This is a genomic window from Roseovarius sp. B-10, assembly GCF_056859295.1.
In genome coordinates this window covers 125,176-137,723 of sequence record NZ_JBSXOE010000021.1, presented here as the reverse complement: position 1 = coordinate 137,723, position 12,548 = coordinate 125,176, and the positions used below count along the sequence as shown (strand labels likewise).

Sequence of the window (12,548 nt, the reverse complement as noted above, 5' to 3'; positions counted from 1 at the left end):
CTGGCCCGTGAGCGCGGCGATGGTCGGGTCGGCCCCGTCGATCCGGCCATCCGAGCGGATGGTCTCGATGCGGTCGAGATTGTTGGTGTAAGTGACCTGGGCCGAGACGAGGTTGCCGAGCGCGCTCCCGTTGCGCGTGACCTGCCCGTTGAAGTTGCCGAAGCGCTTCAGCGGGAGCGTCGCCACCGTGCCGCTCTGCGCCGTGCCCGCGCGGCTCTCGCCCTGCGCGACGAGGCTCGCGGTGGCCTGCAGCTGGCCGCTGCGCTGCATCTGCCACGAGAGGCTGTCGAGACGGCAACCGGTATACATGGCAAAGCGCGGCACTTCCGGCATGCCGGTCTCGATCGCCATGCTCGGAAGCTCGTAGGCCCCGGAGGTGAACACATGCGTGAACGGGCCCGGTGCCGTGCCGGTGGTGACCGGCGCGCCGAACGCCGCCTTGAGCCAGACCCCGAAATGCGCCGCGTCGATCGGGATCACCACGTCGCCATCGGCCGTGATCGCGTCCTTGATGGGCGCCAGCGGGTCGCGGCCGTAGCCCAGAAGCTCGTTGTCGATCAGCGGCTGCTCGGCCCCCAGCGTCGTGCTGGCGAACGGCATCCGCGTGAAGCCGCTCACGGGCGCCGTGCCGTACGTGGTCTCGAACGCAAGCGCCATCCGCGCCCGCGAGCCATATGCGCGTGCCATCGTGGTCTCCTCGATCTCATGAGTTCAAAGGCCGGGACGTCCCGGTCGCATTCGTGACGGCACGACGGGATTCCCGGCCATCCGCCGCTGATCAGTGGTGCCCGCCTCGTCTCCCCTTGTGTCGGACTTCACGAAGCCGCTACGATGCTCCTGCCTTCGCTGGTTCTGCCTCGCGCAAAGGAACGACCATGCAACTTGCCCGGCTCATCTACGCATCGACCCATGACGGCCTCGCCATCGAGGCGGTTGACCGGATTCTTCAGAAATCCCGCGCCAACAACGAGCGCGACGGCATCACCGGTGCATTGATCGTGGGCGAACGGAGCTTCATGCAGCTTCTGGAAGGTGACCGGTCGAGGGTCGCTGCTTGTTTCATGCGGATCATGCAGGACGATCGCCACCGGGATATCCGGATCATCTCGGCCGGGGATGTCGAAGCCCGCTCTTTCCTCGAGTGGAGCATGCATCTGATCAATGCCTCCCGCATCAAGGAAGAGATCATGTCGCGCTACCTGATCGACGACCGCTTCGAACCGGCGCGCATGTCGGAGACGGCCATCAGGGACTTGTGCCAGGCCCTGTCCGCAGGCGACTGGGAAAAAGAAGCAGCCTGACATTCAGGGCGAGGTCGCGAGCGACTCCGCAGACCTGCGGGGTCGGTCACACTCAGCCGGACAGCGGATCGGACGTCGAGTAGTGCAGCACCACCGGGATCACGGCCGCCTTCAGGCTGGCCGCGCCCTCGATTGGTAGATCGACGGGCCGAGGTGCTTCCGCCTCGATCCAGTCGCAGAGCCCGCCCAGTGTCCGGTCGGCCGCGAGCGCCGTGCCGATGCTGGCGCAGAGCGCGTCAAAGGCCGTGTCACGGTCGCCGCCCTGCACGACCGCCTCGATCTCGGCGCGGTGCTGGTAGTGGTAGGTCAGCGGCGAGAGCGTCACGTCCGGCTCGCCCGGTTCGCCGTCGCGCAGGATCAGCAGACCTTCGGCCGGAACGCGCTCGGGCAGCACCTCGCCGCGCAGGGCTGTCATATGGGGCGTCGAGAGCCGCGCGTGCAGCGCGGCAAGGATGGTTTCGCGTAGGGTGGGCATTTATCACAACTCAGAGTGTCCGATAATATAAACTCTGGCGCACTTTAAACAGAGACCTATTTCTTTTCTTCTCTCTCTGCGACGTCTCGTGCATCCTTCGTTACCGGATGATCTTGACCAAGGATGCGATCCAAGTGGTGAGTAACTTCTATTGCAACATCTCTCTCATAACCTCCAGAAACGACGGATGCCCCTTGATTCGAAAAGTGCATACTCGGTGTGTCGGGCTTTCCCATTGCCTCTGCGTTCGTCTCTATGGATCGGGTTGCAATGGTGATGAATTCCTCAGGACCATGTACCTTTTCAAGAATATCCGCCGTTTCCTTCGCTTCTCTGGTCGCTGCGGCGGCGTCTCCAGATTTTGCCATCGCAGCCGCATAGAGGTGGCGAACTTGCAGAACTTCCATGCTCTCTTCGGGATAGATCGGGTCTCTGGATCCCCGCATCAGCGATAGCACTTCCCCCGCAAGTGAAGCCGCTTCCTTAAATGATCCAATTCCAATAAGCACTCCTATTGCATTGGCTTGCGTAACTACTAAATATCTATCCGTAGGCGGCAGGGATACTCTCGCGATGTACCCTGCTCGTGACACAAGTCGCATTGCTTCGAAAAGCTTGTGCTCCCTCACAAGTTTGGAAATTTTGTCGTTGAAACTTCTCAGTAACGGTCTCACTTCGTTTGCTCGGGATAGATTTGGCAGAAACTCGTACTCATTCCATTCGGGCGCTGTAGGATCAAACTGGCCAGATTCTTCTGCAATTCGAGCATCCAGCTCCCTAATGCCGTCACGAATAAATCTGACATCATCGCCATCTTTTATGGCCAATGCGATCCCCGAAAAATACCAAGCAGGCCTAGCGAGTGAGTTGTCGATTTGCGCAAACGATCCGCAATGAGTTGCAAGCCTCAGGCACATTTCATAAGCCGGTTGAAATACTCTCAAAAACCCCTCTTCAATAATCCTCACGGCACGGACTTGATTATTGTGTTCAGGCGCGAGTTCCTTGTTTGCCGCTGAGAGAATTTGAATAGGCGACTCGTATTCAAGTCGTTTCTGTAATTCCTCGACTTTTTGCGATTTCAGATCTTTCTCTTTTCGCTCAAGATCGACTTGATGCTCGAGGACATCTATTCTTCTTCGTGCAAGCGACAAATCGCGAATGGTAATGCGCCGAGTCAGCCAAGCAGCGAATGCTACGATCGGCGTGATTACACCAATAATTGCCGCAACAACCCCTATCTTTCCAAGAAGTGTTGCGTTGGCAAACTCAGTCCAAGCCGCATTAAACGTTTCCAAAACAAACCCTCTTATGAGTCAAGGCGGTGTAATTCCATATATTGGACACCCCCGATCGTCTTAGCTCCTTCGCTCAGCTTACTCCGTGGGGGAGATTCAACCAAGCCTCCCCTCCAACCAGTTCGCAACAATCAGCCCCGGCACACTATCGAGCGCACGCTCCGCATCCCGGTCGAGGTCCAGCCGCTTTGGCAGCTTGACCTGCGGGACGAGCAGGAAGATCGGCGCGGTGACCTGGTTGCGGCCGGTCTTCGCGCGGGAAGCCACCGCCGTGCCGCGCTTGTTGATCCGGGCGCGGTCGGCGACGAGCAGGCTCGGGCCGCGGCGGCGATAAACGAAGCGCAGGCGCAGGCCGCGCCGGCGCTCCCATTCGCCCGGCGTGATCCTGCCGCCGCGCAGGCCCCGTCCGGCGGCGGGCGTCGGGATCGCGAGCCAGAAGCCAGTCTTCGAGCGGATCAGCGGGCCGGTATCGTGGGCACCGACGATGGCGGGCGCCTTCGACCAGACCAGTGCAGCTGCGTTCAGGCTGGGTTTGCCCTTCGGGTACTGCTCCGAGCGGATCGTGCGCGCGAGCCGCTGGCCGAGCCCCGCACCGGTGATCTGGCCGCGCCAGGCCGACTTGAGAGTGGTCCCGGCCTCGCGCGTGGCGGCGGACACGGCCTTTTCGCCCGCCTTGATCTCGGCGGCCATCATGGCGACCAGATCGGGCGTGACGTCGAGCTTCAGCTTCATGGTTTCTATGCCGGGCGCAAATCCACGGTCCAGACCAGCCGCTCACGATCGCGGATTGGCTCGCCCTGAATGAGAAAGGCTTCGTTATCCACCTCGATGCGATCGCCGGGACGGGGCTGAGGCATCTCGGCCACGCGCAGATCGACACGCGTGGTTTCCGACCAGATGCGCGCGTCGCCGAAGCCGGTGATGTCGTCCGCGCGGCGGGTCACCGCCCGGACGAGGACGGGTACACCGCCCGCGGCCGTGTAGACGGCGTCGCGCGCGACGTTCGGATCTTCGAACAGAGCCCCGATTGCAGATGCAAAGATGCTGGACACGTCTATACTGCTTTCATGTCTCAAAAATCCATTTCCGTTGGCCCGACCCGAAACAGGGCACTCACGGCCCTCCATGACGCCTTTTCTCGCAGTTGCCCCGGAGTGGCGCTTGACGACAAAGGCTACGCTGCCGACTTTCGCGACATCCTTTTGCCGCTGGTCGCAGTCGAGAATTTCGAAGCTGATCTCAGCGCAGGGGACGGCAACGAATTGCAGACCAAGTTTCGCGCCGTGCATTCGTCATCGGCGCTCGCAGTGAACTGCTTTGCACCATTCCGGCAGCGTCTAACCGATCTGGCGCTACCCAACGTTAGCGCGTTCGAGACGCTTGCCTTCGAGCAAAAGTGCCCGACCGGCCTGCGCGGCGGCCGAGCACCGAACCTCGATCTGCTGATCTCCGGGCCGAAGCGCGTGGTCGGGATCGAATCCAAGCTGACGGAATACCTCTCGACCCACCGCGCTGCATTCTCGCCCGCATATGCCGAGCAGATCCGCGACGAACGACGCGAACAAGGCTATTTCCATGAGATGCTGCGCCTGATGGATCATCCTGACACGTATCGTTGGCTGGACGCCGCGCAGCTGATCAAGCATGCCTTCGGCCTCACCCGAACCTTCGGCGGCCGCCCAGTGACGCTCCTCTACCTGTACTGGGAACCTGCCAACCCGGATGTCGACCCACTCTTTGCAGATCATCGGCAGGAGATCGCAGCCTTCGCAGACCGTGTGGCGGGGTCCGGGCCTAGTTTCGAGGCGATGAGTTATCCCGAGATCTGGCGAGCATGGCAGAATACTGGGCCTGCTGACTGGTTGGCCCGGCACCTCGAAAACCTTCGCGAGCGGTACGAAGTCACGATGTGACCCATCAGGTCCGCCGTGCGCTGCGCAGCACCTGCGGGCGGGTGCAGATCGGCAGCGGGTTGGACTCGATCTCGAGGCGTACCCATTCATCACGGTCACGGTCCGGGATCATGCGGGCGTAGAGCGGCAGGCCCACGGTATTGACCGTCTCGAAGGTGTCGGCAGGGGCGTAGTAGATTTCGAAGAGCCCCTCGACACCCTCGGGATAGAAGTAGGCCTTGTCGGTGGGCACGCCGAAGCCGAGGCCCCCGCGGTAGCGCCGGAAGGTGATGCCGCCGAAGCTCACCTCCTCGCCCACGCGCCCGCGCAGATCGGCCGCCGCGGCGGTGTTGAGATAGGTCTCGCGCACTTCCTTGTGGGCCACCAGATCGGCGAAGAAGGCCGAGCCGCATTCGGCGCGGACCTGCACCTGGCCGGCGGCAAGACCGCCAAGGCTGTCCTCGACGCTCTCGATCAGCGCCTGGCAGCGCTTGCGCAACGCACCCGAGGCAGGTGTCGCATTGTCGAGATCGAAGTCCACCTCCGCCGCGGGCGTGATGCCGAACTCCGCGTTGTAGTCGATGACCGTCGCGCCGTCCCTGGGGTCTTTCACCACGCCCTGGATGCCGTTGAAGAGGTGGAACTCGAACGTGGCCTCGGCGTCGTTCCGCAGCCGGCCCAGCTTGCGCGCCACCTCCGCCTGGACCTGTTGCACCGCGGTCTCGGAGCCGAAGTCGCGGATGGACTGGATTTCCGAGGCCCAGAGCACGTCCTGCTTCTTGAACTGACGGCAGACAAAGGCCCGCATCTCGCGACGTTCGGGCACCTGTTGCTCGTAGGCCGAGCCGCGCTCCGAGAACGGGATCAGCGACAGCGTGCCGTCGCGGCTCTCGATCATCACGGTGCGCGCGCGCACGCCGCGAGCGCCGAAGAGGTTCGCGCCCGACAGGATGGCGGGCTTGTAGGGGATGTTCTCGAGCGCGCGGGTGAGCTCGATGATGGTGAATGCATCGGCGTCGAAAATGTCCATGGTCGCCATGGGAATGCCTCCGGATCAGGGATGGTGTGGGCGCGCGGTCAGCGGACGAGGATGCCCGCGGCGAGGAGCGCCGTATGAGCGGCCGTGATCTCGGCCTCGCTGGGCGTGCCCGCGAAGACGAGGTCGTGCCGGTTGACGATGGCAGGGCCGCGGACCACCGCGACGGCCGGCGCATCGCCGCCGCTCGCATCGGCCTTGCCCCAGAGCACGGCGACGGCGGTCTCGGTGCCGTCGGTGGCATTGGGGTCGTGGGCGGCGTATTTGCCCGAGGCGGTGATCCGGCCCAGCACGGTGCCGGGGGCAAGCGTGCCGGAGGCGACGGTGATCGTCTCGCGGGTATAGTCGCGGAAGGCTTCCCAGACGAGGAAGCCGCCGGGATGCGTGCCTTCGGTGAATGTGGTCATGATGTCTTATCCCTTGAGCTTGAAGGTGCGGGCGATGACGTCGCCCCAGGGGCGGGTCGTGGCGCTGCGCCCGGGTTGCGGGTGATGGGGCGTGATCTCCGGCGCTGTCTCGGCGCGCGCGTCCAGCAGCGCAGCACGCACCGCGTCAAGGCTGGCGTCCGCCTCGAGGAACCGCCCGGCCATCTCCGGCTGGCCCGCGAGGCGGCAGAGATCGACAACGGCCCGGGCATGGCCGATGGCCTCGGCCCGGATGGCCGCGGGGTCGGGAGTCGGCGTGGTGGAGGCCGTGTCGGCTTCTGCACCGGTCTCATCACCACCAGGGTCGTCGGCTGCGGGCTGAGGCGCAGGCTCGGACGCCGGCGCGACATCGTTGGTGTCGTCAACGATGTCAGGTCCCGTCGCAGCGTCGTCCGAATCGGCGGTCTGGTTCGACGCTTCCGCCTCACCCTCGACCGCCTCCACCAGTTCGGGCGGCGCGTTCCGGAAGCGGGCGATGTCGAAGCTGGCAGCGATGCGCACGGGTTCCGCCAACTGCGTGGCAAGCCCCGCCTCCAGTGCCTCGGCGGCCGAGAACCAGGTCTCCGCGGCCATCAGCGCCGCGATTTTGTCCTCCGGCTTGCCGGAGCGGGCGGCATAGCCGCGCGTCATGGCGGCCCCGATCTTGTCGAGCGTGCCGGCCATCTCGCGCATGTCCGCCGCGGTGCCCATCACGAGGCCCGACGGATCGTGGATCATCAGGAAGGCATTCTCGGGCATGACGATCGCGTCGCCCGCCATGGCGACGTAGGAGGCCGCCGAGGCGGCGATCCCGTCGATCCAGACGGTGACCGTACCGCCATGGCGGCTCAACGCGTTGTGGATGGCGACGGCGTCGAATACCGAACCGCCGGGGCTGTTGAGCCGCAGGTCGATTGCCGCCCCCTCGGGCAGCGCGCCCAGCTCGGCGAGGAACCCCTTTGCCGAGATGCCATAGGCACCGATCTCGTCATAGATCAGCACTTCCGCCCCGCCATCGCGGGCGCGGATCGTGTACCAGCTCTTCATCATGTCACTCCTGTTCGGTCGCGGGGCCCGCTGCCGCCCCTTCGTCTCGGCTGTAGCCATCCGCCCCGTCGCCCGGATCGGGCCGCGTCGCCGGGGTCGCGCGGGCGCCCTGCGTCTCGCCCGGGCTGGTGCGGTAGCTGAGGCCCAGTTTCGCGGCGCGCGCGGTGTCCGTGGCGTTCTCGCGATCCACTTCCTCGACATCGTAGCCGGTGGCCTCGACCACCTTGCGCCGCGAGGTGATGCCAGCCTCCATCGCCAGCACCTGCGCCTGGATGTCCTTCAGGGGATCAACCCAGTCCCAGCGGGGCGGGATCCACTGCACCATGCGTGCAGCCGCCGGGTCGGGCAGATCCAGCCGGCCCGCCAGCCTTGCGGTCTCCAGCCAGCGCGCCCAGACCGGGCGGCAGAGCTGGTGCGCGATCACCCCGTGCTGCAGCTGTTGCACCCGCCTGCGAAACTCCACGAGTTCCGCGCGCAGGCTCGAATAGTTGGCCTGGCGCACATCGCCGGTCACCAAGTGGTATGGCAGCCCCAGCGAGGCGGAGACGCCGAGCAGCGTCCGGTACTGGAACGCCTCGTAGCTGCTGCCGACATCCGCAGGCGCCGAGAACTTCACGTCCTCGCCGGGCAGCAGCACCTGCAGGGTGCCGGGCTCGAGGCTGGCGATGGTCGCGCCGTCGGGGTCTGGCTCCTCCGTGCCCATCATCGGCTCTTCCGGCGCGGTCTTGGTGATGAAGCCTGCGAACATCGCCGCGGTCTTCTTCCGGTCGAGCTCGGCATCGTCGTACTGATCGAGCAGGAACAGCCGCACCATCGCCGGCGCCACATGCGGCAGGCCCCTGATCTGCCCGGCGTCGAGCGGACGGTAGACATGCAGCACATCCGCCGCAGGCACGCGCACCGTCTCGGGGACCGCCACGCGCCGATCCGTGCTGTCGCCGGGATGGCTGCGACGGAAGTGGTACGCCACCCGCCTTCCAATGGCATCGAACTCGATCCCGCAGCGGATGCGGTTGCCGCCTGCCGCGGTCTCGGTCTTCTCGAAGGGAAGCATCTCGGACTGGAGAAGCTGTAGCTGCAGCGGGACCAGCAGCCCGTCGCCGGCCCGGCGCGGGCGCAGCCGCACGAAGCACTCGCCGGCGACGAACATCTCCCGCGCCACCATGGCCTGCAGCCCGTAGAAATCGGTCAGCCCGTCGGCATCCGCCTCGTCGGTCCAGGCGAGCCAGAGCCGCTGGACCCGGTCGCGCTCTTCCGCGTCCTCGATCAGCGACGAGGGCTTGATGCCGTCGCCCACGAGATTGGCGGCGAAGGCCTCGCAGGCATTGGCCGCATAGCCATTGGTGACCACCAGTTCGCGCGCCCGCGCCAGCAGTTTCGGGCCTCCCGAGGCAACCAGCGCGTTGACGTTCTCCAGCGGCGGGTTCCAGCCGCGCAGCCGCCGCCGCGACATCGCGCCCTCGAGACGGGCGCGCAGTCCGGAGGGACCGTGGCTCCGGGGGAGCCGCGTAAGCCCGGAGGACGCGGGGCCGCCAGCAGACTGGCGTCGAAACCGGTCGAACAGCCCCATGGATCACAGCCCCTTCGTGGTCGTCACGCGCAGTTGCCGCACGATCCGCCGGCCCTCCGCCGCAGCAATCTCACGGTCCAGCGCCTCGATCGCCCGGTCGATCTCGGCCACGCTGCGATACTCTACGGTCTTGCCGTCATAGCTCACCCGCGCCACGCCGGAGGCGCGCTGCGCCGAGAGCGCGTCGCGGCGGGCGCGGAGGTCGGTGATTGTCGGCATGACGCGCGCCTTCTATGCTCGGGACAATGCTGCCGCCCGGAGGATTCATGTCCGAACCTGTCGCCCGTCTGCTGATTGAACTCGAGGACATCACGCCGCGCATCTGGCGGCGGGTGGATGTCCCGACCGGGGTCACGCTTTCGACCCTGCACGAGGTCATTCAGGTCGTGATGCGCTGGGAAGACGCGCATCTCTACGAGTTCCGGGCGGGAGACCGGGTTTATGGCGAACCGTTTCCCGACATGGAAAGCCCGTCTCGCCGGGTCTACAAGGCGAAGGGCGTCCGTCTGAACCAGCTGATCGACCGCGGCGTGGACCGCTTCCTCTATGTCTACGATTTCGGCGACGACTGGCGCCACCGCGTCACCGTCGAAGCTGTCCGCGACGGCGATCCCGACACCGATTACCCGATCTTCGTCGACGGTGCGCACCGGGCGCCGCCCGAAGATGTTGGCGGACTGCCCGGCTTCGAGGCGTTCCTGGAGGCCATCGGCGACCGTCGGCATCCGCAACACGCAGAGCTTCTGGACTGGGCCGGTGGCACGTTCGACCCCAAGGATATCGAACGCCGCGCAATCGAGCTCGACCTCGCCATGCTGGCCGAGTTTCGGCGCAGGGTTCGGGCCGGGCACCGCAGCCGGGCACGAAAGACGAACACCTGATCACCCCATGTAGCTCGACCGCCGCGTTATCCGCCGCGGCACCGGGCGCGGCGCGGGCCGCGCTGGTGCATCCCCCTCCTGTCCATTCGTCTCCACCGCCAGGTGCCGCTCCAGGTCCTGCCAGCGCGCCTCCGACCATCGGTCGGCACCCGCGATCCAGGCGGCGGCGCGGGCGTAGACCCGGCAGTCCAGCGCCTCGTTGCGCTCGCGCAGCTTCTGCCATTCGAGCTTCGAGAAGCCGCGCTTGCCCTTCACCGTGACCAGCTGCTCGGCGGTCAGCTGCTTGAGCCATTCGGCATCGGCCCAGTCCGGCAGGTGGACGGTGCCGGGCGGGCATGGCGCGCCGGCCTCCTGGTCTTCCTTCGTCGGGCGGTCCTGCCGCAGGAAGCGGTAGGTCTCCGCCTTGAAGGTCGCGGTGGCCACGGACCACAGCCGCGCGCCGCGGCGCAGGCGCTTGCCCGCGACGGTCGCGTCCACATAGGTCGGCCCGGTCACCGGGCTCGCGCGGTTGAACCCGTCGAGCCCCTTCACGGGTGCCACCTGCGCGAACCCGACCTGCCGCGCCCAGCCATAGACCGCCGCCGTCTCGTAGCCTGTATCGATCGCAAGACGCGCGATCGCCAGATGCTCGCCGGAGGCATGGGTCCATGTGCGCCCCAGCAGATCGGTCAACTGCTGCCAGCAGGCGGGATCGCCAGGCCCGCCCTCGATGACGTGATGATCGATGAGCCAGCTTTCCAGGCCCCGGCCCCAGGCCCAGACATCGACCTCGATCCGGTCCTTCTGCACGTCGGCACCCGCGGTCAGGAACAGGCCCTTCTCCGGCACGGAGCCCGGTTTCCACGTCTCGCGGCGGTCCGCCAGCCGCTGCCAGTCCGGCGCCTCGCCGGTCTCGACCCATGTCTCGCCGAGCACCGTGTTGCGGAACGCCTTGATCGCCTCGTCGGAGCCGCGCGCCGCCTCCCAGGCCCGCGCGATCCGGTCCCATCCCAGCCAGCCCACCGGCGAATAGAGCGCCGAGAGGTGATAGCCGACGGTGCCGGGATCCTCCGCCTCGGCCGTCGCGCGCCATTCGCCCGCTTCCAGAATCGCTGTCTTGTGGTGCTCGGCCAGGCCTGCGTCGCAGCCCTCGCAGTGATATTCCGCCGTCTCCGGCCGTCCCGTCTCCCAGCGCAGGCGCTCGAACTTCAGCCACTGCATCGCCCCGCAATGCGGGCACGGCACGAAGAACCGGCGCTGGTCGCTGGCCTCGAATTCCCGCTCGATCCGGCTCAACCCCCGGATCGTCGGGGTCGACACGAGAAATACCTTGCGCCGGTGGGCGAAGGTGAGCGACCGCGCCTCGGCCAGCGTGACCGGGTCGCCTTCCTCGTCGGCCGAGGCCGGATAGGCATCGACCTCGTCGAGGAAGATGTAGCGCGCCGGGGTCGAGCGCAGCCCGACCGCCGAGTTCGCGCCCGTCATGATCAGGATGCCGCCCGCGAACTCCTTGGACAGCATCGTGTTGCCCGCGTCGCGCGAGCGCGCCGGCTTGATTCGCTCCCTGAGCTCCGGGCTTTCCTCGATCAGCGGGTCGATCCGCTGACGCGAGTTGCGCTTCGCCAGTTCCACCGTCGGCTGGACCGCCAGCATCGGTCCCGGCGCCTGGTGGATGGCGAACCCGATCCAGTTGTTCCCGGCCTCGGTCGCGCCCACCTGCGCGGCCTTCATGAACACGATCCGTTGCGTGGGATCGCCGGGCGACAGCCGGTCCATGATCTCGCCCATGTAGGGTGTGCGGGCCGTGCGATACTGCCCCGGCTCGGCCGAGGCGCGGGACGACAGCTTGCGGTGCCGGTCGGCCCATTCCGACACGGTCAGGTCCGGGTCGGGCCGCAGCCCGGCGAGCCACGCGCGCAGGATGTCCTGCGCCCCGTCGAAGGCCAGCGCGTCCGCGTCCTCAGCGGAGATCGGGCTGGATCTCGGCGAGGTCGTCGAGCTGCGATCGGACATGCGTCTCCAGAGCCTTCTGCATGGCGGCCGGTTCGACGACGATTTCCTGGCCTGACGCTTCGCTGCATGAGGCCGAGAGATCGGCCGCCATCAGCGCGGCCACCCGTGCGGGCCAGTTGACCCAGACGTCGCGCTCCTGCCGCGCGAGACGAAACACCAGCGCCAGCGCGCGGCCGCGGTCGATCAGCTCGCCCTTGAGCTTTTGCAGCCGGATGCGGCGCTCCTGCGCCTTCAGTACCTCGTTCGCGGTCTTGGCCTGCAGGAAGGTCGTGCCGCCGCCCGTGGTCGGCGCGGCCAGGCCCTGTTCCTTGAGGGTGTCGCCGACGGCCGAGACGGCCGCCTCCGGCACGGGCTTGCGCTTCGCCTGGGGCGGCTTGCGGGTCTTTGACGGGTCCGTCGTCTCGGCCCGGCGTGCGTCGCTGGCGTCGGCGTCGATACTGCCGTCGGCGTGCAGTACCAGGCGTCCGGCGGCCTTCGCCTTCTGGATCGCCCCGCGCGAGAGACCGACCCGGGCGGCGTATTGGCGCTCGCTCAGACCCTCCATGCCGCGCTCCGATTATCATTTGAAATCATGTGCTTATTGAGTTGATAAGCCTCCGCGTCGGAGCGAACGTGGATCCACAAGAACGATGCAACTCGGCACGGAGCCACC

14 protein-coding genes and 1 pseudogene are annotated in these 12,548 nt (G+C 66.2%); 3 read left to right on the top strand and 12 right to left on the bottom strand.

The window, feature by feature from the left end; translation table 11 throughout:
- Positions 1-687: phage tail tube protein (locus tag AC13D8_RS03880; protein WP_482967706.1), on the bottom strand; the 687-nt coding region annotated here is incomplete at its 3' end.
- A 188-nt stretch (positions 688-875) separates the two neighbouring features.
- Here AC13D8_RS03880 and AC13D8_RS03875 point away from each other — a divergent pair.
- Positions 876-1,301, top strand: a complete 426-nt coding sequence (locus AC13D8_RS03875; RefSeq protein WP_482967705.1) for a BLUF domain-containing protein — start codon at positions 876-878, stop codon at positions 1,299-1,301.
- 52 nt (positions 1,302-1,353) lie between these two features.
- On the opposite strand, the gene AC13D8_RS03870 is transcribed toward AC13D8_RS03875, so the two are convergent.
- From AC13D8_RS03870 to AC13D8_RS03855, 4 genes are all read right to left on the bottom strand, one after another.
- Positions 1,354-1,776: an acyl-CoA transferase gene (locus AC13D8_RS03870; RefSeq protein WP_482967704.1), complete on the bottom strand. Its 423-nt coding sequence runs from the start codon at positions 1,774-1,776 to the stop codon at positions 1,354-1,356.
- Between the two features lie 56 nt (positions 1,777-1,832).
- A complete protein-coding gene (locus tag AC13D8_RS03865) occupies positions 1,833-3,074 on the bottom strand; it encodes a hypothetical protein (protein WP_482967703.1) in 1,242 nt (413 codons plus the stop codon).
- A gap of 96 nt (positions 3,075-3,170) precedes the next feature.
- Entirely contained in the window at positions 3,171-3,806 is a 636-nt protein-coding gene (locus AC13D8_RS03860; protein ID WP_482967702.1) for a DUF6441 family protein, read from the bottom strand.
- A 5-nt stretch (positions 3,807-3,811) separates the two neighbouring features.
- Entirely contained in the window at positions 3,812-4,126 is a 315-nt protein-coding gene (locus AC13D8_RS03855; RefSeq protein ID WP_482967701.1) for a head-tail joining protein, read from the bottom strand.
- 102 nt (positions 4,127-4,228) lie between these two features.
- Between AC13D8_RS03855 and AC13D8_RS03850 the strand changes: the two genes are divergently transcribed.
- Positions 4,229-4,987 carry a PGN_0703 family putative restriction endonuclease gene (locus AC13D8_RS03850; RefSeq protein WP_482967700.1) on the top strand — a complete coding sequence of 253 codons (759 nt, stop codon included), beginning with the start codon at positions 4,229-4,231 and terminating at the stop codon, positions 4,985-4,987.
- A gap of 4 nt (positions 4,988-4,991) precedes the next feature.
- Here the strand turns inward: AC13D8_RS03850 and AC13D8_RS03845 are convergent, their stop codons facing one another.
- The 5 genes and pseudogenes from AC13D8_RS03845 to AC13D8_RS03825 form a co-directional block, all read right to left on the bottom strand.
- Complete coding sequence (locus tag AC13D8_RS03845; protein WP_482967699.1) at positions 4,992-6,005, bottom strand: major capsid protein; 1,014 nt, start codon at positions 6,003-6,005, stop codon at positions 4,992-4,994.
- A gap of 38 nt (positions 6,006-6,043) precedes the next feature.
- Positions 6,044-6,409, bottom strand: coding sequence for a head decoration protein (locus tag AC13D8_RS03840; protein ID WP_482967698.1), 366 nt, complete (start codon positions 6,407-6,409; stop codon positions 6,044-6,046).
- A gap of 585 nt (positions 6,410-6,994) precedes the next feature.
- Positions 6,995-7,453: pseudogene (locus AC13D8_RS03835) on the bottom strand (head maturation protease, ClpP-related); the annotation flags it as partial.
- Positions 7,454-7,457: 4 nt separating this feature from the next.
- Entirely contained in the window at positions 7,458-8,906 is a 1,449-nt protein-coding gene (locus AC13D8_RS03830) for a phage portal protein (RefSeq protein ID WP_482967709.1), read from the bottom strand.
- A 120-nt stretch (positions 8,907-9,026) separates the two neighbouring features.
- Positions 9,027-9,242, bottom strand: a complete 216-nt coding sequence (locus AC13D8_RS03825; protein WP_482967697.1) for a phage head-tail joining protein — start codon at positions 9,240-9,242, stop codon at positions 9,027-9,029.
- Positions 9,243-9,289: 47 nt separating this feature from the next.
- On the opposite strand from AC13D8_RS03825, the gene AC13D8_RS03820 reads away from it, so the two are divergent.
- On the top strand, positions 9,290-9,904 hold the full coding sequence (locus AC13D8_RS03820; RefSeq protein ID WP_482967696.1) for a plasmid pRiA4b ORF-3 family protein: 615 nt from the start codon (positions 9,290-9,292) through the stop codon (positions 9,902-9,904).
- On the opposite strand, the gene AC13D8_RS03815 is transcribed toward AC13D8_RS03820, so the two are convergent.
- Positions 9,905-11,896 (bottom strand): phage terminase large subunit family protein, encoded by a 1,992-nt coding sequence (locus AC13D8_RS03815; protein WP_482967695.1) that lies wholly within the window; start codon positions 11,894-11,896, stop codon positions 9,905-9,907.
- Positions 11,844-12,440, bottom strand: coding sequence for a hypothetical protein (locus AC13D8_RS03810; protein ID WP_482967694.1), 597 nt, complete (start codon positions 12,438-12,440; stop codon positions 11,844-11,846). The genes AC13D8_RS03815 and AC13D8_RS03810 overlap by 53 nt, the downstream gene beginning before the upstream one ends.
- Between the last annotated feature and the right edge of the window lie 108 nt (positions 12,441-12,548).